Origin of the sequence: Pseudomonas sp. yb_5 (assembly GCF_043103865.1) — a bacterium.
GTDB classification, from domain to species: Bacteria; Pseudomonadota; Gammaproteobacteria; order Pseudomonadales; family Pseudomonadaceae; genus Aquipseudomonas; species Aquipseudomonas putida_Y.
Genome location: NZ_JBICKE010000127.1, coordinates 36224 through 56268, shown reverse-complemented (window position 1 = coordinate 56268; position 20045 = coordinate 36224). Strand labels below are relative to the sequence as shown.

At 62.6% G+C, this 20045-nt stretch carries 20 protein-coding genes; 8 read left to right on the top strand and 12 right to left on the bottom strand.

Features of this window, described 5'->3' with window-relative positions; all coding sequences use genetic code 11:
• Positions 1-185: 185 nt before the first annotated feature.
• A complete protein-coding gene (locus tag ACF8GF_RS23400; protein ID WP_003254922.1) occupies positions 186-395 on the bottom strand; it encodes a cold-shock protein in 210 nt (69 codons plus the stop codon).
• A 327-nt stretch (positions 396-722) separates the two neighbouring features.
• Here ACF8GF_RS23400 and dcd point away from each other — a divergent pair, with 327 nt between their 5' ends.
• Positions 723-1289: a dCTP deaminase gene (gene dcd, locus ACF8GF_RS23395; protein WP_176685345.1), complete on the top strand. Its 567-nt coding sequence runs from the start codon at positions 723-725 to the stop codon at positions 1287-1289.
• A 94-nt stretch (positions 1290-1383) separates the two neighbouring features.
• Positions 1384-1611, top strand: a complete 228-nt coding sequence (locus tag ACF8GF_RS23390) for a hypothetical protein (RefSeq protein ID WP_003254918.1) — start codon at positions 1384-1386, stop codon at positions 1609-1611.
• Between the two features lie 6 nt (positions 1612-1617).
• Here ACF8GF_RS23390 and pdeM read toward each other — a convergent pair whose 3' ends face one another.
• From pdeM to ACF8GF_RS23355, 7 genes are all read right to left on the bottom strand, one after another.
• Positions 1618-2268: a ligase-associated DNA damage response endonuclease PdeM gene (gene pdeM, locus ACF8GF_RS23385; protein WP_392488532.1), complete on the bottom strand. Its 651-nt coding sequence runs from the start codon at positions 2266-2268 to the stop codon at positions 1618-1620.
• The gene (locus ACF8GF_RS23380) at positions 2265-4715 is read right to left on the bottom strand and encodes a ligase-associated DNA damage response DEXH box helicase (protein WP_392488531.1); all 2451 of its coding nucleotides are present in this window, start codon (positions 4713-4715) and stop codon (positions 2265-2267) included. The genes pdeM and ACF8GF_RS23380 overlap by 4 nt, the downstream gene beginning before the upstream one ends.
• Before the next feature lie 68 nt (positions 4716-4783).
• Complete coding sequence (locus ACF8GF_RS23375; protein WP_176685342.1) at positions 4784-5899, bottom strand: succinylglutamate desuccinylase/aspartoacylase family protein; 1116 nt, start codon at positions 5897-5899, stop codon at positions 4784-4786.
• A gap of 113 nt (positions 5900-6012) precedes the next feature.
• Complete coding sequence (locus ACF8GF_RS23370) at positions 6013-7671, bottom strand: ATP-dependent DNA ligase (protein ID WP_176685341.1); 1659 nt, start codon at positions 7669-7671, stop codon at positions 6013-6015.
• Entirely contained in the window at positions 7668-8684 is a 1017-nt protein-coding gene (locus ACF8GF_RS23365; RefSeq protein ID WP_392460660.1) for a ligase-associated DNA damage response exonuclease, read from the bottom strand. The genes ACF8GF_RS23370 and ACF8GF_RS23365 overlap by 4 nt, the downstream gene beginning before the upstream one ends.
• 126 nt (positions 8685-8810) lie before the next feature.
• On the bottom strand, positions 8811-11252 hold the full coding sequence (locus tag ACF8GF_RS23360) for a penicillin acylase family protein (protein ID WP_176685339.1): 2442 nt from the start codon (positions 11250-11252) through the stop codon (positions 8811-8813).
• A 102-nt stretch (positions 11253-11354) separates the two neighbouring features.
• Positions 11355-12695, bottom strand: coding sequence for a PLP-dependent aminotransferase family protein (locus tag ACF8GF_RS23355; RefSeq protein WP_176685338.1), 1341 nt, complete (start codon positions 12693-12695; stop codon positions 11355-11357).
• 172 nt (positions 12696-12867) lie between these two features.
• Here ACF8GF_RS23355 and ACF8GF_RS23350 point away from each other — a divergent pair, with 172 nt between their 5' ends.
• Genes ACF8GF_RS23350 through ACF8GF_RS23335 form a run of 4 tightly spaced genes read left to right on the top strand, consistent with a single transcriptional unit; the run spans position 12868 to position 16473 of the window.
• Positions 12868-13581 carry a serine O-acetyltransferase gene (locus ACF8GF_RS23350; protein ID WP_176685337.1) on the top strand — a complete coding sequence of 238 codons (714 nt, stop codon included), beginning with the start codon at positions 12868-12870 and terminating at the stop codon, positions 13579-13581.
• Complete coding sequence (locus ACF8GF_RS23345) at positions 13578-14366, top strand: alanyl-tRNA editing protein (protein WP_392488530.1); 789 nt, start codon at positions 13578-13580, stop codon at positions 14364-14366. Before ACF8GF_RS23350 ends, ACF8GF_RS23345 begins: the two co-directional genes overlap by 4 nt.
• Positions 14363-15574, top strand: coding sequence for an MFS transporter (locus ACF8GF_RS23340; RefSeq protein ID WP_176685335.1), 1212 nt, complete (start codon positions 14363-14365; stop codon positions 15572-15574). Before ACF8GF_RS23345 ends, ACF8GF_RS23340 begins: the two co-directional genes overlap by 4 nt.
• Positions 15571-16473, top strand: a complete 903-nt coding sequence (locus tag ACF8GF_RS23335) for a pyridoxal-phosphate dependent enzyme (protein WP_392488529.1) — start codon at positions 15571-15573, stop codon at positions 16471-16473. The genes ACF8GF_RS23340 and ACF8GF_RS23335 overlap by 4 nt, the downstream gene beginning before the upstream one ends.
• A 169-nt stretch (positions 16474-16642) precedes the next feature.
• Here the strand turns inward: ACF8GF_RS23335 and ACF8GF_RS23330 are convergent, their stop codons facing one another.
• The 4 genes from ACF8GF_RS23330 to ACF8GF_RS23315 are packed head-to-tail and all read right to left on the bottom strand — an operon-like array spanning position 16643 to position 18297.
• A complete protein-coding gene (locus ACF8GF_RS23330; RefSeq protein WP_003254900.1) occupies positions 16643-16840 on the bottom strand; it encodes an SEC-C metal-binding domain-containing protein in 198 nt (65 codons plus the stop codon).
• 7 nt (positions 16841-16847) lie between these two features.
• A complete protein-coding gene (locus ACF8GF_RS23325; RefSeq protein ID WP_392488528.1) occupies positions 16848-17321 on the bottom strand; it encodes an LEA type 2 family protein in 474 nt (157 codons plus the stop codon).
• Positions 17322-17323: 2 nt separating this feature from the next.
• Positions 17324-17800 carry a YchJ family protein gene (locus ACF8GF_RS23320; RefSeq protein WP_392460658.1) on the bottom strand — a complete coding sequence of 159 codons (477 nt, stop codon included), beginning with the start codon at positions 17798-17800 and terminating at the stop codon, positions 17324-17326.
• A gap of 2 nt (positions 17801-17802) precedes the next feature.
• A complete protein-coding gene (locus tag ACF8GF_RS23315) occupies positions 17803-18297 on the bottom strand; it encodes a DUF6231 family protein (protein WP_176685326.1) in 495 nt (164 codons plus the stop codon).
• Positions 18298-18456: 159 nt separating this feature from the next.
• On the opposite strand from ACF8GF_RS23315, the gene ACF8GF_RS23310 reads away from it, so the two are divergent.
• Positions 18457-19149, top strand: coding sequence for an OmpA family protein (locus tag ACF8GF_RS23310; protein WP_392488527.1), 693 nt, complete (start codon positions 18457-18459; stop codon positions 19147-19149).
• An 89-nt stretch (positions 19150-19238) separates the two neighbouring features.
• A complete protein-coding gene (locus ACF8GF_RS23305) occupies positions 19239-19958 on the top strand; it encodes an OmpA family protein (RefSeq protein ID WP_176685324.1) in 720 nt (239 codons plus the stop codon).
• The last annotated feature ends 87 nt before the right edge of the window (positions 19959-20045 follow it).

Sequence of the window (20045 nt, the reverse complement as noted above, 5' to 3'; positions counted from 1 at the left end):
CTTGTGTCGCGAAAGGGGTGCGAAGCGCCCCCAAGATCCGTGATGCAATCAAGTATTGCTGGGGCCGCTTTGCGGCCCTTTCGCGACACAAGGCCGATCCCACACTTGCATGCATGGCTTTTGCACAGGCATAAAAAAACCCGCCAGAAGGCGGGTTTTTTTGAAAGCTAGGAAGCTAGATCGACTTAGGCGATCTGAACTTCTTCAGCCTGCATGCCTTTCTGGCCGCGGGTAGCGACGAAAGTAACAGCCTGGCCTTCTTTCAGGGTTTTGAAGCCGTCAGCTTGGATGGCTTTGAAGTGCACGAACAGGTCGTCGCCCGACTGAGGGGTGATGAAGCCGTAGCCTTTCTCATCGTTGAACCACTTAACAACACCGGATTGACGGTTGGACATTTTTCTGTCTCCTTGGACAATTTGATAACGGTCAGGAAAAACCCTGCCCGGGACTGAGCGCAAAGAGAGCAGAAAATTCAGCGATGGGCCGATCAGGATCGTGCATCAAACTAGAGATTCTCGGTGTCACGTGCAGCACAGTGGCAACACCTTACCCCACTTTCCGCAACCTGCCAATGGTCAGAAGGCGCTTTAGGCAAATTCGGATCGGCGGCGGCTGCAGCCCCCACCCGGCGCGGGATTTGGGATGGAACTTTAACCTGGGCGCCGGGACCGGTAATATGCGCATCACGATTTTCACCACGCAACTCTTCAGGACACCCCGCCATGAGCATCAAATCGGACAAGTGGATTCGCCGCATGGCGCAGGAACACGGCATGATCGAGCCCTTCGTCGAGCGCCAGATGCGCGGCGAGCAGGACAGCCGTGTGATCTCCTTCGGCGTCTCCAGTTATGGCTACGACGTGCGCTGCGCCAACGAATTCAAGGTGTTCACCAACATCAACTCGGCCACCGTCGACCCGAAAAACTTCGATGCCGGCAGCTTCGTCGATATCAAGAGTGACGTGTGCATCATCCCGCCAAACTCTTTCGCCCTGGCGCGCACTGTCGAATATTTCCGCATTCCGCGTGATGTCCTGACCATTTGCCTGGGCAAGAGCACCTACGCCCGTTGCGGCATCATCGTCAACGTCACGCCACTCGAGCCCGAGTGGGAAGGCCACGTGACGTTGGAGTTCTCCAACACCACCACGCTGCCGGCGAAGATCTACGCCAACGAGGGCGTGGCGCAGATGCTGTTCTTGCAGTCCGATGAAGAGTGCGAAGTGTCGTACAAGGACCGTGGCGGCAAATACCAGGGCCAGCGTGGCGTCACCCTGCCGCGCACCTGAGCCGACAAGCGCGGGGAATTACCCGCGCCTTTGGCACTCCAACGAAGTAACGCCGGTGTGCATGATGTGCATCGGCTTTCGTCAGGAGCAGCCTATGAAACTCCATCCCGCAATCAGTGCCAAGCTGGCAGGCCTGCAGCCCAATCACGTAGGGTTGTTGCCCTGGTCACTGCTGGCGCACCCGCTGCCCATGCAGGCGGGGGGCGTGCCCCATCAACCTGACCCCGATACTCCGCAACCGCCGGAACCCGGTGAGACGCCACCCATGGAGCCGGGTGAGCCGACCTTGCCGGACGAGCCGCCTCCCGCGCCAGTCGCCTGAGCGTCGCTATAGCGGCCAGATGCGGTCAGCGCCCGCCAGGTACACCCGGCTGGCGCTGGCTGGGGTGATTTCCCACCCTCCAGTGAACTCACCGAACGCAGGTAGCAGGCTGACCTGCTCATCGATCACGAAGCAAGGCAGGCGCAGGCGCTGACGGGCCTTACCGCGCAGGACGAACACCGGGTGTACATGGCCCGCGAGCACCGGGTGGGTGCGGTGGGGCTGCGGTTCGTGCTGCAGGGCAAAGGGCTCCAGAACCCAAGGCTCGTCCACGATCTGAATATCGAGCGAAGCTGGTGGATCGCCGGCGTTGCTATCATGATTGCCGCGTATGAGGGCAATTTTCAGCTTTCTCTGTCGCTTCCGCCAATCATCCAGCTTGGCCAGTGTTGCCGGTGCTCGGGCCGTGCGGGCGTGAAGAAAATCGCCCAGGATGATCAGTTGCTCACAGTCGTGCTCGGCCAGCAGTCTATCGAGACGGGCGAGTGTCGCCTCAGTCGTTCCGCGTGGCACCGGTTGATGCAGGGCGCGGTAGCTGGCGGCCTTTCCGATGTGCACGTCGGCCACCAGCAGGGCGCGGCGGGCGGGCCAGTAGATGGCTTTGTCGGCGAGCAGCCAGAGCACCTGACCACAGTGTTCGATGGGTTGGTAATTCATTCCGCGTCCGCCGCTTGCTCCAGGTCCGCCACCATCCGCGCAATGCGGTCTGCCAGCTTCTCGGTGCTCAATGTCTCGCGCATGCCTTCCACCAGCAAGGCAAACGCCAGTGGCCCTGGCCGCTTCAACGCCCGCAGGTCCAGTTGCAGCGCGCTCATTTTCAGCAATTGCCGACGCAGCCGTTCGATTTCCAGCTCTTCGCTCAATACCTCATCCCGCGCCTGTCCAAGCAGCAGATTCCCCGCATCGTGTTTGCGAAACACCTCATAGAACAGCCCGCTGGAGGCCTGGATTTGCCGCGTGCTCTTCTGCGCGGCGGGATAGCCGCCAAACACCAGCCCGGCAATCTGGGCAATTTCCCGAAAGCGCCGCAGTGCCATTTCCCCGGCATTCAGGCTGGCCAGCACATCTTCCAGCAGGTGCCCGGTGCCGAGCGCTTGCGGCAGGTGACTGGCCCAGTCCACCTTGGCCGGGCTGAGGAGTTCGAATCCGTAGTCGTTGACGGCAATCGACACCGACAGTGGTTGTGCGCGGCTGACCCGCCAGGCAATCAGATTGGCCAAGCCCAGGTTGGCCATACGCCCGGCAAAGGGATACAGGAACAGGTGCCAGCCCTGGCGGGATTTGAAGGTCTCGGCCAGCAGTGTGCCTGTGGTGGGTAAGGCTGACCACTGCGCCTGAAGCGCAAGCAGCGGGCGTACTGCGCGCATTTCTGGCCCGTCAAAGCGTTCATGGGCGGCAGCATCGAGCTGCTCGACCAGCGCGTCGGCCAGTTCGCTCGAGAGTGGCATGCGCCCGCCGTTCCAGCGCGCTACAGCGGCCTTGCGCGCGGTGCTGCGACGCACATAGGCCGTCATGTTTTCCACCCGCACCAGCTCCAGTACCCGCCCGGCGAACACCAGCGTATCGCCGGGGCGCAGGCGGGCGATGAACGCTTCTTCAATACTGCCCAGCGTTTTCCCGCCGCCGCCCTTGCTCCAGTATTTCAGTTGCAGGTTGGCATCGCTGACGATGGTGCCGATGCCCATGCGGTGGCGCCGCGCCAGGCGTTCGCTGGTAACCCGGTAAACACCGTCGGCCTGGCGCTCGACGCGCTGGTAGTCCGGGTAGGCGGTCAGTGAGCTGCCGCCTTGGCAGACGAAGTCCAGCGCCCATTGCCATTGGTTGTCGCGCAACTCGCGAAAGGCCCAGGTGCTGCGCACTTCGGCGAGCAGTTGCTCCGGGCGAAAGCCACTGCCCAAGGCCATGCTGACCAGATGCTGTACCAGCACATCCATGCACAGGCACGGTGAAAAGCGGGCTTCGATGTGGCCGGCTATCAGTGCCTGCCGAGCCGCAGCCGCTTCCACCAGTTCCAGGCTATGGGTAGGCACCAGGGTGACCCTCGAGCGCCGCCCTGGCGCATGTCCTGAGCGACCCGCCCGCTGCATCAGGCGGGCAATACCCTTGGCCGAGCCAATTTGCAGCACCCGTTCCACAGGCAGAAAGTCCACGCCCAGGTCCAGGCTGGAGGTGCAGATCACTGCCTTCAGGCTGCCTTGCTTGAGGCTGCGCTCGACCCAGTCGCGGGTATCACGGGCCAGCGAGGCGTGGTGCAGGGCGATCAGCCCGGCCCAGTCCGGGCGGGCCTCAAGCAGGGCCTGGTACCAGATTTCGGCCTGGGCACGGGTATTGGTGAACACCAGGCTACTGGCACTGGCATCGATCTCATGGCTGACCTGGTCAAGCATCTTCAGGCCCATGTGCCCAGCCCAAGGGAAGCGCTCGATCGCTGCTGGCAGCAGGGTGTCGACCTGCAGCGCTTTGTCTTGCCGGCCTTGCACCAGCAGGCCACCTTGGGGCAGCAAGACATCCAGTGCGTGTTGCAGGTTGCCGAGCGTTGCCGACAAGCCCCAGGTCGGTAGGGCTGGGTGCCAATGGCGCAGGCGCGCCAAGGCCAGCTGCAGCTGTACCCCGCGCTTGTTGCCAAGCAGCTCGTGCCATTCATCCACCACCACCATTTGCAGCGTGGCGAAATCCTCACGTGCCTGTGCCCGGGTCAGCAGCAGGGTCAGGCTTTCGGGGGTGGTGATCAACACACTGGGTAGCCGCCGGGCCTGTCGGGCGCGTTCGGCACTGTTGGTGTCGCCGCTGCGCACCCCAACGTTCCAGGGCAGCTCGAGCTCTTCAAGCGGCGCTTGCAACGCGCGTGCGGTATCGGCGGCCAAGGCACGCATGGGCGTCACCCACACCACCTGTATGGGGGCCGGCTGGCGGCCCTGCGGCCTGGGCTTGAACGCACGTAGCGCAGCGAGCCATACCGAGTAGGTCTTGCCGGCACCGGTACTGGCATGCAGCAAACCGGACTCGCCCCGTGCGACGGCAGCCCATACGCGCCGTTGGAAAGCGAAGGGCTTCCAGCCGCGCATGGCAAACCAGGTGTTTGCGAGGTCAGTAGCAGCAGGCATGAGGCAGGTGGTCCTTCGACGGCTGTGCTTCTACAGACCACTGGCCGGCTGCAATGGTTTTACCCGGATCAATTGGCCAACAGGTAGCCGCTGCGGCATACCTGTTCGCCGGCCACATGGGCGATGACCATGCCAGCGGTGGCCATGCGCCGTACGCTACGCGCATACAGCAGGCCCGGCTGGCTGTTGCGCAGGGCGGTGACTCGGTCACTGAGTGGGTCGATGACTTCGGCAATCAGTTGGCCGGCCTCCAGGTGCTGGCCCGGTTTGGCATGGTAAACCAGCAACCCACCCAGTGGCGTTGCCACGGGTTCCACCGCGGCCAACGGCGTGGCGTGGCGTAACAGTGCGGGCAGGGCGGCCCTGGTGCCTTCGATGACACCGGCGTGGGTCAGGAAGTCGAGGATCGCCTGGCAGTCCTTGCTGGCCAGATCATGGCTGACATCCGCCTGGCCGCGCAGCTCGACGGTTACCGAGCAGCAGCCTAACGGAATCGGGAAGCGTTTGCCGAAGCGCTGCTGCAATTGCCACCAGACCAGGCTGAAACACTCATCGAACGACTGCCCGCCCGAGTCGGTTGCCAGCAGGCTGGCCTGGGCGCCCAGGTAACGGGCCAAGGGTTCGATCTGGGGCCATGCATCGGGTGTGGTGTACAGGTGCTCGACCGCTTCGAAGTCGCAGTGCAGGTCCAGCACCATGTCGGCATCGCAGGCCAGGCGCTGCAGTATCAGGCGCTGGGCCTGCAGGGGGGTACGGGCCGGGTGTGCATCCAGGCCGCGGCGCAGGTATTCGCGGATCAGTGCAAGGTTGTGCTGCGGGTCCTGGGTGAGGTGTTCTTCGATCTGGTCGCCGATGCTGTCCGACAGGTCGACGAAGTGGCGATTGAAGTTCTCGCCACTTTGCAGTTCAAAACGCCCCAATGGCGCATCCAGCAGCACTTGCTCCAGGCCCACCGGGTTGGCAACCGGCACCAGAATGATCTCGCGCTGCAGTCGGCCTTGCTGTTCCAGCTCGACCAGGCGGCGCTTGAGGTGCCAGGCTACCAGCATGCCCGGCAACTCGTCGGCATGTAGCGAGGCCTGTATATAGACTTTGCCACCACTGCGGGGGCCGAAGTGGAAGCTGTGCAGTTGGCGGGTGATGCCCGGAACGGGGGAGAGCAGGTCGTGGGTTGAGTGATGCATGTTGGTCCTGGCTGCGTGGCGAAAACGGTCTGCGACACGGGTCGGCTCAAAAATAGAAGCATAGTTTCAGCGAATGCGCCTCATCCTGCAGCAATCGGGCAACGCAAACTTTTTCAGGCCAGTAGCGCCTGCAAGGTGGCCAGGTCATCTGCCTCCTCCACCGGCTTGTCCAGCCGCCAGCGCAGCATGCGCGGAAAGCGCACGGCGATACCGCTTTTGTGACGCCGGGACAGTGCGATGCCTTCGAAGCCCAGCTCGAACACTAGCGTTGGCGTCACACTGCGCACCGGGCCGAACGTTTCCACCGTGGTCTTGCGGATGATGGCGTCCACCTTGCGCATTTCTTCGTCACTGAGCCCTGAATAGGCCTTGGCAAAGGGCACCAGCGCCCGATCAGGGGTACCTGCCGGTGCATCCCATACGGCAAAGGTGTAGTCGCTGTACAGGCTGGCCCTGCGGCCGTGGCCGCGTTGGGCATAGATCAGCACCGCATCGACGCTGAACGGGTCGATCTTCCACTTCCACCAAATGCCCATGTCCTTGGTGCGCCCCACGCCGTACAGGGCCTTGCGCTGCTTCAGCATCAGCCCCTCCACACCCAGGCTGCGCGACTGTTCGCGCTGGCGGGCAAGGTCGGGCCAGTCCGGGCCTTGCAGCAGAGGCGACAACAGCACGGGGGCAAGTGGGTGTTCATCCACCAGGCGTTCCAGCTGGCTTCGACGTTCGTGTTGCGGTCGGCTGCGCCAGTCATCGCCCTGCCACTCCAGCAGGTCGTAGGCCTGCAGCACCACTGGCGCATCGTTCAGCAGTTTTTTACCCAGCGTTTTGCGACCGATGCGCTGTTGTAGCAAGGCAAATGGCTGCACGGCCAGTTCAGTCTCGTTTTCACCGGGTTTCCAGACCAGAATCTCGCCGTCGAGCACCACGCCATCGGGCAACGTCTGTGCCAGACCATGCAGTTCGGGGAAACGCTCGGTAACCAGTTCTTCGCCGCGTGACCACACCCACAGCTGGCCATCGCGCTTTACCACCTGCGCCCGAATGCCGTCCCACTTCCACTCGATTTGCCAATCGCTTGGTGGCCCGAGCAGGGTGTCGAATTGATCGCTGGACACTTGCAGGGGATGGGCCAGGAAGAATGGGTAGGGCTGGCCGCCACGCTGGTTGTGTTCATCGGCGGACTCTGGGGCGATCAGCCTCTGGTAACTGGCTGCAGTCGGGCGATGGCCTATATCGGTGTAGCCGACCAGGCGCTGGGCCACGCGTTTGGCGTCCAGCCCGGCCAATTGTGCCAGGGCGCGGGTGACCAGCAGCTTTGACACGCCCACGCGAAAGCTGCCAGTGATCAGCTTCAGGCATAGCATCAGGCTGGCGCGGTCCAACCGGGCCCAGAGTGGCGGTAGGCGCTGCCGGACTTGCTCAGGCGGCAGCCCGCGCAGGGGCAGCAAATGCTGTTCCACCCAGGTGGCCAGGCCCTCCTCGTTGCCATCGACGTGCAGCGGCAGCAGCAGCGAAATGGTCTCGGCCAGGTCGCCCACGGCCTGATAACTTTCTTCGAATAGCCAGTCCGGCAGGCCTGCCAGCGCTGTTGCCAGTTCGCGTAGAAGGCGGGTGGGCACCAGTTGGCGTGGGCGCCCGCCGGCCAGGAAATACACCGCCCAGGCAGCATCTTCGGCGGGCGCCATGTCGAAGTAGCCGCGCAGTGCCTCGAGCTTGGCGTTGCTGGAGGTGGTCGCGTCCAGACGCAGGAACAGCGTAGCGAAGGCTTTCATGGCGAAGTGGCCGTGTTCGGCGCATCGTCTTCGTCGCCATACTCGGTGACGAAGGCGCGGGCATCCAGGCCTTGTTCGGTGAGGTAGCGCACCAGTACGTCGACCGAGCCGTGGGTGACCATTACCCGTTTGGCACCGGTCTGGCCAATGGCCCAGAGCAGGCCGGGCCAGTCGGCGTGGTCGGATAGCACAAAGCCCCGGTCCACGCCGCGCCGTCGGCGGGCGCCGCGTAGCAGCATCCAGCCGCTGGCCAAGGCATCACTGTAATCGCCAAAACGGCGCAGCCAGCTGCTGCCGCTGGCTGATGGGGGCGCCAGGATCAGTGCCTGGCGCAGCAGTGGATCGTTGCGCGGGATGTCGCCTGCGTAGCGGGTTTCCGGCAGGCGGATACCGGCATCCCGGTACACCCGGTTGAGCGACTCCATGGCGCCATGCACGAGGATCGGGCCGATGCTGGCATCCAGCCCATGCAGAATCCGCTGGGCCTTCCCGAAGGCATAGCAGAACAGCACGCTGGCTTTGCCCTGTTCGCTGTTGGCCCGCCACCAGGCATTGATGTCGGCGAAGGTCTCGCTTTGGCTTGGCCAGCGGTAGATCGGCAGGCCGAAGGTCGACTCGGTGATGAAGGTGTGGCACGCCACTGGTTCGAAGGGCGTACAGGTGCCATCGGGTTCTACCTTGTAGTCACCGGATGCAACCCAGACTTCACCTCGGTACTCCATGCGCACCTGCGCCGAACCCAGCACGTGCCCGGCCGGGTGCAGGCTCAACGTCACACCGTGGTGCAGCAGGCGCTCACCGTAGGGCAGGGTCTGCAAATTGATGGCCTGGCCCAGGCGGCTGCGCAGAATGCCGGCACCGGGGCTGGCGGTCAGGTAATGGCCATTGCCGGTGCGTGCGTGGTCGCCGTGGCCGTGGGTAATGACAGCCCGGTCCACGGGCCGCCAGGGGTCGATATAGAAATCTCCGGGCGGGCAGTACAGCCCTTCGGGGCGGGCGATGACAAGGTCCATGGCACGGGCACTGGTTCTGGGGTTACCCGTTAGGATACGTGGTGCAAGGCGTTAGTTCGGATGGATGTGGGAGGGAGCTGCTGAATACGTTCACCAGGCCCCCTCGTGCTTCCCTCAAGCACGCCTTTACCGCCCCGGCACCAACGTAAGCCGCTGGTTGCCATACGCCCTGGCGAAGTTCTGCTGTTGCAGCGGCAGGCTCATGAATCGCCCTTTGAACCAGGCATCCAGCCCGTCGCGGTAATGCGCGCTGGCCGGGTTGCCGGACTGGCCGTTACTGGTCAGTATCTGCAAGGGTTCGGCCTGGCCGAAGTCGACGATCATCCGTGCCGAGGCTGGCAGGCGAGTGTCGAAGTCGCTGCCCCAGGCGAATGGTGTGAGGGCCAGGGTAGTGAAGTCGCCGCCTGCGGCAAGCGGCGCACGGCTGATCGCATCACCCAGGCCATGGTAGGCCGGTGCCGGCCAGCGGTACTGGTGCAGCTTGCCCCACTGCCAGGTGCGTCGGTCGGCCCCCAGTTGCGCGATACCGGCCTCCATTGCGCCTGCCAGGCTGCGGGCGAGGATGGTGGGTTTGTCTTCTTTTTGCGGCGTGGTGCGGTCATCCCAGAAAGGGCTGTCATCGCGGCCCAGCAGGTGATCGGCCTGCGCCGAGAACGACAAACGTGCATTGCTGACGAACGCCTGCCAGGCCGGGCTGGACGCCGGGCCAAGGTCATCGAGGAAGGTCTGTCGAGCGACCTCCTGCAAGAACAACGCGTACAGCGCGGCATCTGCCGACACCGGGCTCAGGCGGCCATCGAAAGCCTTGATCCGGGCCAGTGTGTCGCGGGCCTTGTCGCGCTGCACAGCGGGGAGGGCGTCGATCGCCTGCTTCAGAGGCTGGGCCATGCCGGGGGCGTCGAACATCTGCTTGAGCTTGTTGGCCAGCAAGGTCACCTGGTCGTTCTGCAGGGCCATCAGGCTGCGACTGTCGTGGCGGCCGTTGCCGGCCAGCTGTGCCAGGCGTTCGGCACGTTCGGGGTAATACCAGGTGCTGGACAGCTGCATGCCATAGCCGCGCGGCAGGCTGCGCTGGTTGGCGTGGCCGATCCAGCCCGCGGGTGGGTCCTGGTCGTATGGGTGCAGCATCGGGTCGGCATAGCCGTCCCAATCGTAACGCCCGTCCCAGCCCGGCGAGGGCAGCAAGCCCTGGCCTTCGCGGCGATTGGGGTAGCGGCCACTGACTTGCCAGCCGATGTGCTCAGGCTCGGCGAAAACGAAGTTGACGGCAGCAGCGGTCACTTCCCGGGTGCTGTCGAAGGCCCGCTCCAGGTTCTTGGCCCGCGTCAGGTCGAACAGCGCATCCAGGCTGCGATCACCTTTGAACTGTGGCAGGTTCAGCGCCAGGCCCAGGCTAGCGTTTTCTGGCTGGGCCAGCAGGGTGCCGTGGCGGGTGTCGTACATCACTTCGCGCAGTGGTCGTTGCCCACGGATAAAGAAGGTTTCGATACGGGTGCGGGCCGGCAGCCATTTACCGTCGGCCAGGTAGCTCAACTGATTGCCTTGGCGGCGCAACTGCTCAAGGAACACGTCCTGATTGTCGGCCATCACTGCGCTGCTGCTCCAGGCCAGCTTGCCATTGTAGCCGGCCAGCACGATCGGCAGGCCGGGCAAGGACAGGCCGGCCACCTGGTACTTGCTGGTATTGATTTGTACCGGGCTCAAGGCCCAGCCGGCGCGGCTGTCGCTGGCCAGCAGGCTCTTGCCGCTGCGGCTGCGCTGCGGGCCCAGGGCCAGGTTGGCCGACCCCGGGCTACCGAGCAGGTCGAGGTCGGCGAGCTTCTGGCTGGCGGCTGTCAGGGCGGGCAACCCCGGCAACTGGCTGGCGAGGTTCAGGCCCCTGAGCTTGTCCACTTCCATTTCGGCCAACGGCTCGTCCGGGGCCCCGGGCAGCAACCAGGCCAGCTTGTCGCTACCCACTTTCTGCGCCAGGGTCAGGGCGCTGAGTTCCTCGTGCAGGTTGACCGACTGGCTGAACGCGTACAGGCAGAAGATCAGCGCCGAGTCTTCAGGCTTCCAGTATTCGGGGCGATAGCCACTGCTGGCCAGGCCTGCTGGCAGCTTGTCGCGGTAGCGGAACAGGTAGGCGTTGACCCCGCGCGCGTACACTTCGAAGAAGCGCTTGAGCCGTGGCGATGCGTCGGCGTATTGCTGGGCGGCACTCTGCTTGAGGTTGGCGGCGCGCATGAGGCGGTCGATGTCCAGCGCTTCGCTGCCGGCCAGTTCGGCCAGACGGCCCTGGGCGAGCAGGCGCATGGCGACCATCTGTTCGATGCGGTCGCTGGCGTGCACATAGCCCAGGCTGAACAGCGCATCATGGAAGCTGCTGCTTTCGATCAGCGGCGCGCCCATGGCATTGCGCCGTACCGAAACGTTCTGCGCCAGGCCCTTGAGCGGCTGCACGCCGCTGGTCGGTGGCACGCTATCCTGGTAGCCGCCCATCTGGCAGCCGGCCAGCCCGAGCATGCCGAGCAGGGTGGCAGCGGTTGCGAACCGCAAGCGGAAGGGAGGAAAGGCGGGGGCGGCCATGGCAAGGGCTCCTGCAAGGCGAGGCTGGTTTGGAAAGGCGCTAAGGTAGTAAGCGCGCAGGCGCCGTGCAAGGTCCCAGGTCGGTTTATTTGATTGCGCGGGTCAAACGTCGAAGTGCTCAGCCAAGGCGTCGGAAAAATGCGTGCAATTGATACGCGTGTAGCGTTGATAGTCACGGCTCACCGCGAATGCAGAGCCGGGCATCAGCAGGATCTTGTGCTGCTCCAGTTTACGCATGAAAGGTTGCAGGTCGGGCAGGTCCGGGTGGTAGACCCAGAGGAACATCCCCCCTTGTGGTGCAATGTCGAACTGCCAGCCGCGCTCGAGCAGCAAGCGTTGGGTTTGCACTTGCTGGCGAATCAGGCGCTGCTGCACGTCCTTCATGTGCCGGGCATAGGTGCCATCCGACAATATGGTGTTGACGAAGCGTTCGCAAAACGCCGGGACAGCAACGCAGGTCAGCAGTTTAAGGCGTGTGAGCGGCTCGATCAGGTCTTGCGAGCAGGCAATGAACCCCACGCGCAGCGATGCCGACAGGCACTTGGAGAAGCTGCCGATGTAGATAACCCGGTCAAGGTTGTCCAGCTCGGCAAAGGTCTGGCGCACGGCGGGGCTGAAGTCCCCATACACATCATCCTCGACCACGAAGAACTCGTGCTCCACCGCCAGGCGCAGGACGCTGAAGGCGTTGTGCGGGCTGATGTTGCTGCCGGTCGGGTTGTGGAAGGTGCTGTTGCAGAAAAACGCCTTGACCTTGTGCCTGGCCAGGTGGCTTCTCATTTCTTCCACGTCCGGCCCGTCCTGGGTCCGCCGAATACCGACGACGTGCCCGCCCGCCAGCTGGATCAGCTTGATCAGGTTGCCGTTACCCGGTTCGTCGACGAAAACGTGGTCGCCTGGTTTGATCAGCAACCGTGCCACCAGGTCCAGGCCTTGCGTGGCACCCAGTGTGGTCAGCAACTGGTTGGGGCGGGCTTCGACACGGGTCAGCCGTTTCATGTGCACGCACAGCTGTTTGCGCATGGGCAGGTAGCCCTGGATGTCGCCGTACTCTGCCAGCGAGCTCTGCTCCAACCGCGCCGTGCGCCGAATTGCCTTGGCCAGCAACTCGGTGTCGCGCCATGCAGGGGGCAGCCAGCCGCTGCCCAGTTTGGTGAAGTGCTGGCCGCCCTGCAGCAGCCGGAACAGCGGATCGCCGGCCATGCACTCGGGTTCGTGGATCACGCTGGTTTGCCGGGCGCGGTTTGCCACGAAGTAGCCACGGCCGGGTGATGCCGTCAACACACCTTCGCTGACCAACTGGGCATAGGCCGATACGACGTCGTGGTAACTGAAGTCGACTGCAGCCGTCAGCTTGCGGATGGAGGGCATGCGTTGCCCTGGCAACCACTCGCCTGCATCCAGGCGTTGTTTCAACAGGTGATGAAGGCTGCAGGGGGTCATGGCAGGTCCGAAACCGTTAGAAAAAAAAGCCTAACAGTTAACGGAAATGCTTGTCGACTGTTCGTTTGCAAATGGCCAGCACATGCCACTATCCCCGTGTCGAAACTTTCGGCTGCCAACAAAGGCGGCACTTATAGCGTTTGTGCAGACCCGATAACTGGATATCAAGCCCATGCACCCTATGGACATGCAATCAGCCGTCATTGCCAGGCTTCCTGTCCCTGACGAACTGGAGTCATTCAAAGTTGTAAAGAATCTTGTGACCTCGGCGTTATTGGAGTGTTGTTCAATCGTCGAGTTCGAAGCACTGAAAGAAACATCGGTCATTGAAAGTGTGACTGAACAGGCACATGCCGATTTGCAGGCATTTGCCATGAAAGATCCGGCTGCCGGCCGCGACCTGGTATTCATTGCAAAAACCTACACCTCTTATTCTGCGGTTTTGCATTATCGGCTTGCCCATTGGATCTACAACAATAGCGCCGCTACCTACGGCGCCGGCGGCCAATGCCTGGCCGCCATGATTTCCCGGCGCGGAAAAATGCTGTCGGGGGCGGAGATTCATTTCCGCAGCCGCATCGGTGCGCGCTTCATCATCGATCATGGCATGGGCACCGTCATTGGTGAAACGTCGACCATTGGTGACGATTGCTACGTGCTGGGCGGGGTGACCCTGGGCGCCCGCGGTATCAGTGACAACCCCTCGAACCCCAGGCATCCGACGTTGGGTAACCGGGTACAGATCGGCGCTTTCGCCAGTGTGCTGGGCGCAATTCATGTGGGTGACGGCGCGTTTATCGGACCGGGCTGCATTGTTACCAAAGACGTCCCGGCCGCTGCCCGGGTACAGGTTAAAACATCATTGCAGGTGGTATTGGAATCATGAACTCTCTTAACTATGAAGTTTTACGAAATACCGAGAAACTGTATTACAAAGACCAGTACCTGGCGGGCGCGAACACTCAAGTAGCACGCGTGCACAGTGACGGCATCGAGTTGTTGAGCACAGTGGCCTACCCGGAAGGTGGCGGCCAGGAAGCGGACTTCGGCACGATTGAATTACCGGTGGGTACCGTGCGATTCATCTGGGTTAAAAAACTCTACGGTAGCCCTATTCGCCTGGAGGGTTTCAAAGGCGGAAAACTGGGCGGCATCATTATTCACAGCTTGCACCCTGATGATTTGCACTTGCTTGATGAAGTCACCGTAGGCATGCCAGCCCGCGTCACTATCGATATTGAACGGCGCGAACGGCTGACGTTGTCTCACAGTGCCAGCCACTTCCTGTATGCCGCCGCCATCGGGCTGCGTGAAGAGCTGAAGCAATGGACGATCGGCTGCCATATCAAAGAAGACACGGCACGTTTCGACTTCCTGGTCGAGGACGCGTTCACGGCTGAAGACGTACTTGAAATCGAACGACGGGCGAATGAACTGATCGGCTGCGATGCGCCCATCGAGCACTACGCGGTTCAAGGCCTGGAGGACGCGCGTTTGTGGACCTACAACGGGATCGAAATCCCGTGCGGTGGCACGCACCTCGATTCGCCTCGGCGCATCGGGCGCCTTGGCGTCAAGCGCAAACGCCTGGGTAAAGGCAAGGAACGGCTGATCTGCGTGTTCCCCGACGCCGAAATCGACCTGTCCCCTTATCACGAGCACGCATTATGAACAGCACGTTACCGCGGCGCACGTACCTGTATTTCACCGCACAGTCGATCAACCTGACGACTGCCGTGATGTCGGTGACGATGGCCGCCATTGTCGGGGCCTCGTTGGCGCCTGACGCCGCATGGTCCACGGTGCCGTACGGGTTCCAGTTTCTTTGCCTGATGTTGGCAACCTATCCGGTCTCCAGGCTGATGAGCCGCATCGGCCGTAAAAAGGCGTTCATGCTGGGCGCGATTCCCCTGGCGCTGTCTGGCGTAAGCGGCTTTCTGGCGGTGGAGCACCAGCATTTTCCAACGCTGGTCCTCAGCCACTCAGCATTGGGTGTGTACATCGCGTTCGCCAACTTCAACCGGTTCGCGGCAACCGACAATCTTTCCCAGGCCTTGAAGCCCAAGGCGCTTTCGCTGGTCGTGGCTGGCGGGGTCATCGCGGCTGTCGTCGGGCCAACGCTTACCGAGTGGCTGCGTGATGTTGGTGGCTTCCCACTGTTTTCGTTGTGTTATGCCGCGTTTGTCGGCCTGGCGCTGCTGTCGTTGTTGATTGCCCTGTGCCTGCCCAATGATGCGGGTACGGCCAGCGCGATCAACAGCGCAACACAGCCGGCAAGCACCCGCGCCGAGCCGGCAGGCCCGAGCGTGGTTGTGGCAATGGCTGTCGCTGCGCTGGGCTACGGGATCATGAACCTGCTGATGATCCAGGCTTCGATGCACATGAAACACATGCACGAGGACTTCACTGACGTCCGACTGGCGATCCAGTGGCATGTGATCGCCATGTTTGCCCCGTCGTTCTTCACCGGCGCCATCATCCAGCGACTGGGTATCAAGACCACCATTTGCGCGGGCCTGGCCCTGTTGATCGGTTGCTCGGCGATGAATATCTGGTCGCACAGCTACGCCATGATGACCCTGGCACTGATTGCCCTTGGACTGGGCTGGAACCTCACTTATGTAGGCGGAGGTGCGTTGCTGGCCCAGTCACTGCAGAACAGCCCGGCCGCGATGCAGATGCAGGGCAAGAACGACCTGGCCATTGCCGTTTTTGCCACCCTCGGCGCATTCAGCCCTTCGCTGTTGCTGAGCTCGGTTGGCTGGGACGGTACCAATGCCATCTGCATGGTCCTCTGCATGGGGTTGCTGGTTGCCACTGCCGGCTTGCTGCAGAACAAGGCCGGTCTGCATACTTCAATGGAAGGTAGCCGCAAATGAGCGAGCTCATCAGTGTCAGCGAACGCATCTACACCAAACTGGAAATGAACAACCCGGGCGGTAGCCACAAATACCGGGCGGCGCGGCAGATCGTCGAACATGCCGTGCGCAAGGGTGACATCATTCCCGGGGTGACGACCGTCATCGAAAAGACCGGTGGCAGTTTCGGCTTTGGCTTGCTGGCGGCTTGCCACAAATACCAGGTCGCCGTAGAGCTGGCGGTCGGGCTGAGTTTCAGCCAGACCAAGCGGGATCTGCTGGAGTGTTTCGGTGCCCGACTGATCGGCAAGGAAATGCTGATGGCCGGTGCCACACCCAAGGACGTGGTGATGCATCACCTGGATAACCAGGCCGCGCTGGGCAAGTCATACTTCTACACCGACCAGTTCAACAACCCGGTAGGCATCGAGGCCCACCGCTATCAGACCGCCAGCGAACTGGCCATGCAACTGACCAACGCCGGGGCGGGGAGGCAGATCCTGTTCGTGGGCTGTGCGGGTACTGGCGCCAGTTTCACGGGTATCACCCTGGGGCTGAAGGACCATGGCTTCGAGGTGTCGACGGTGCTGGTCGATCCCAATGGCTGTGACTCGAGGGCCGGCGTGTTCGCCGATCATCGTTTTGAAGGCATGGCCGTGGGCGTTTGCCCGCCGTTCATGGACTGGTCGCTGGTGGACGAGCGGGCCCAGGTGCACCATGCAGAAATGCTGGCCGCACAGCGCTGGTTCTACATGCAGAGTGGCATTTTCGTCGGTAATACAGCCGCTGCCTGCCTGGCGGTTGCCCAGCGCATGGCCCAGCACCCGCAGTATGTCGAGACCACCCTGGTGACCATCGCCTATGATGCCGGCCTCTGGTACCAGGACCTGCTGGGGGCTAACCGGCGAAAGGCCGCGTAGCCTACCTGTGCCAGGCTCATGATTCAGAGGCTGGCACGGTACCTGTGGGAGCGGGCAAGCCCGCGAAGCAGGTGACGCTGTGGATGGCACGGGCTTCGCCCGTGTTCGCGGGCGCGCCCGCTCCCCACAGTGTTCGCGCAATCTCTCAGTTTTTTATCGAGTCAGTCGATCAGGCGCCGTGGCACTTCTTGTACTTTTTCTCGCTACCGCACGGGCACGGGTCGTTACGGCCAACGTCCTTCAGGGCGTTGCGTACCGGCTCCTGATGGCCGTGGTTGCAGTGCGGGCCGTGTACATGGCCGTGATCGTGGTGGTGATCATGGTCATGGTTGCAGTCAGGGCCATGAACGTGAGGCTGTTGGGACATTGCAGGGTTACTCCGGTATGTGATCGCCGGAGATTATCTCACCACTGCGTGATATGTGCAGGTCCCGATGGATGAGCAACCCGGTCGCCAGTTCGCCCTGCAGGGTGTAATGCAGCGGCTGCTTGCTTTTCAGCAGTTTGGCCAGTGGCTTCAGGTGCTGCCACAGGTTGGTTCGTGCGGTGATCTTGAACGTGCGCCGTGCATGCCCGCCCACGCTGCGCCATACGCTGGCTTGATCCTGCACCAGTAGCAGGTCATTGAGGCGTATTGCATACGACACGTTGCGAATGAACAGGCGGCTGTCATTGGGGTTGTCGACCCGCAGGTGCAACACGAACTCCTGTTCCAGCAACCTGGCCTTGACTGTTTCGACATCGACCAGATGCACTTCGGGCTCGCGCCAGTCCTCGCCCCAGCTGGCACAACCCGTCAGCCATGCCAGCAGCGCACCGAGCAGTAGCAGACGGGTGCGCTTGATCATGTTCAGTTCCCTACGTAGCTGGCGCAGCATTTCTTGAATTTGTGCCCGCTGGCGCAGGGACAGGGGTCGTTGCGCCCGGCCTTCAGCCCGACCGTTGGGTCGATGAAGTACCAACGACCGGCATGCTGGACGAAGGCCGAGCGTTCACGGTGCTGATGATCGCCCTCTTGGTCGTGCCAACGCGCGGTAAAGGTGACGAAGCCGTGTTCCGGCTGGCCGCCCAGCACTTCTGCGCTTTCCACCTCCAGGCCCAGCCAGGTGCTCTGTGCACTCCAGTCGGCGATGGCAGCACGGTCCAGGTCGGCTTGCTGAACCGGTAGGGTGGTGGCTACCAGGTAGTCGACCAGGCCCAGCACGTACGCACTGTAGCGTGAGCGCATCAGGGCCTGGGCATCCGGTGCCGGGGTACCGGCATGGTAATGCCCGCAGCAGGCGTCAAGCAGGTTGCCACTGCCACAAGGGCAGACCGAGACACTCATCATCACCACCAGTACTTGCCGAAGTTTTCAGGGTTGGCCCAGAACCTGGCGTTGAGCCAGTCCGGTACCTGCTTATAGTCATGTAGATCATAGGTGAACAGGCTCAAAACCTGTTGGTCACGGCGGAATTTCTCGCTGGCCGACAAGGCCAGGGCGAAGAAGTCGGTGTCCTGCCAGCCGCAGGCGGCCAGGTCGGCCAGCACTGCAACCCGGCTGGCGTTGAGGTTGCGAATGCCGCCGAGCAGCTCCAGGCCGGTGCGCTTGGGCAAGTGCTCCAGGCAGTCCACCAGTACCGCCAGGTCAAAGCGCTGGGCGGCCAGTTCGGCCGGCAGCGGGCCAGGGGCGGCGATGTCGATGGTCACCTGGGGGTGCGCCTGGGCGAAGGCGTCCAGCGCCGGAAAGCGCGTACCTACCAGCAGCAGGCGTTGCGGAGTGAAGCGCTCGAGCAGGGCTGCCAGGGCCTGTTGCGGGGTGCGTTTGGAAAAACCTTCGGTCATTGCCATTCCTCGTTCTAGTCGTCCAAGACTAGCGGGCTGCGGCGTGTGGGCAAAGAGGCATGTGGCCGTGACGTAGCTTATTGCTGGCAGGGTTGGGATGAGCGGTCTTTACTCCCAGAGATCGGTCTTATGCCGATTCCCCCTAGGAGAAGCAATGAAATGAGCATAGTACGCACAGCGATACCCCTGGTACTGCTCACCAGTGTGTTGACTGGTTGTGCAGGTTTGCAAAAAACCGACTGGCCGAAATGTGCCGCCGTCGGGGGTGTAGGCGGCGCCGCCTTGGGCGCCATCGAAAGTTCCAGCTGGGCTGGCTGGGGTGCGTTGTTGGGCGGTGGCCTGGCGGCGGGCTATTGCTGGGCCCACGGCGATGGCGACGAGGATGGCGACGGCGTGCCCGACAGCCGTGACAAATGCCCTGGCACCCCGCGTGGTGTGCAGGTCGATGCCAACGGATGCCCGCCTGAGCCGGTCGCGGTGGTCGAAGAAGTGGTGGTGCAGAAGGAAGAAGTCATTGTCATCCGTGATGTGCACTTCGAGTTCGATTCTGCGCGCCTGACTGCCAGTGACAAAGAGCGCCTCAATACCATTGCCTCGCGTCTGAAGCAGGAAGCGCCATCTGCCCGCCTTAGCGTCAGCGGCCATACCGACAGCGTCGGTTCCGACAGCTACAACCAGAAGCTGTCCGAGCGACGTGCCCATTCGGTGACCGATTATCTGGTCGACAGCGGTGTAGCGCGCAGCAGCTTCGTTTCGGTGGTCGGCGCGGGTGAGACCCAGCCGGTGGCAGACAATGCCACAGCCGAAGGGCGTGCCATGAACCGTCGTACCGAGATCAAGATCCAGCGGTAAGACGGCGTGCGCTCGTGCCTTGAGCAGTGGCACGGGCGCATCTTCATGCCGCCCGGCCGTTTGTGGCCAATGACACAGGAGCATTCAGCATGAGTGTGACGTCGAAGGCGGCATTGCCGCTGTTGGTGGCTGCCAGCCTGCTCTCGGGCTGCGCTACGCACAGCGATGGCAGTGCGCCCCTCAATCAAAGGACCTGGCCCATCTGCAGCCTGCTGGGCGGCTTGGTCGGTGGTGGCCTTGGCGCCATCGAGAGTTCTTCCTGGGCTGCCGGTGGTGGTGCCCTGGGCGCCATCGCCGGGGGGCTGATTTGTTATGCCCAGGACGGTGACGAAGACGGTGACGGCATTTTCGATCGACGTGATCACTGCCCCGAGACCCCAGCCAACACGGCGGTCGACCACATGGGTTGCCCACTCAGACAGTACCCGGTAGCGCCACCTGCCAGTGCTCCCGAACCCTCGCCAGAGGTGATCACCCTCGATGACAACGGCGCGGTGATGTTCGCCTTCGACTCCGCCGAACTGACGCCGGCGGCCCAGCAACGCCTGCAAGGCCTGGTGGCGAAACTCAATTCACCGACGGTGGCCAAGGTCCGTGTGATCGGGCATACCGACAGTGTGGGCTCCGACAGCTACAACCAGGCACTTTCCGAACGCCGCGCCAGCAGCGTCGCCGAGTACCTGATTGGTCAGGGCCTGGAGATGGGCAAGGTCACCAGCCAGGGCCGCGGGGAAAGCGAGCCGGTGACCGACAACGAAACCGAGGAGGGCCGCGCGCGCAACCGACGGGTGGAGCTGCACTTCAACTGAGTGGTGCAGGCGCCTGCCTTGGCATTACCGTCAATGTCGTTCGCACGGCTTGCTCGATCGGGTCGCCTCGACATGACAACAATCTAT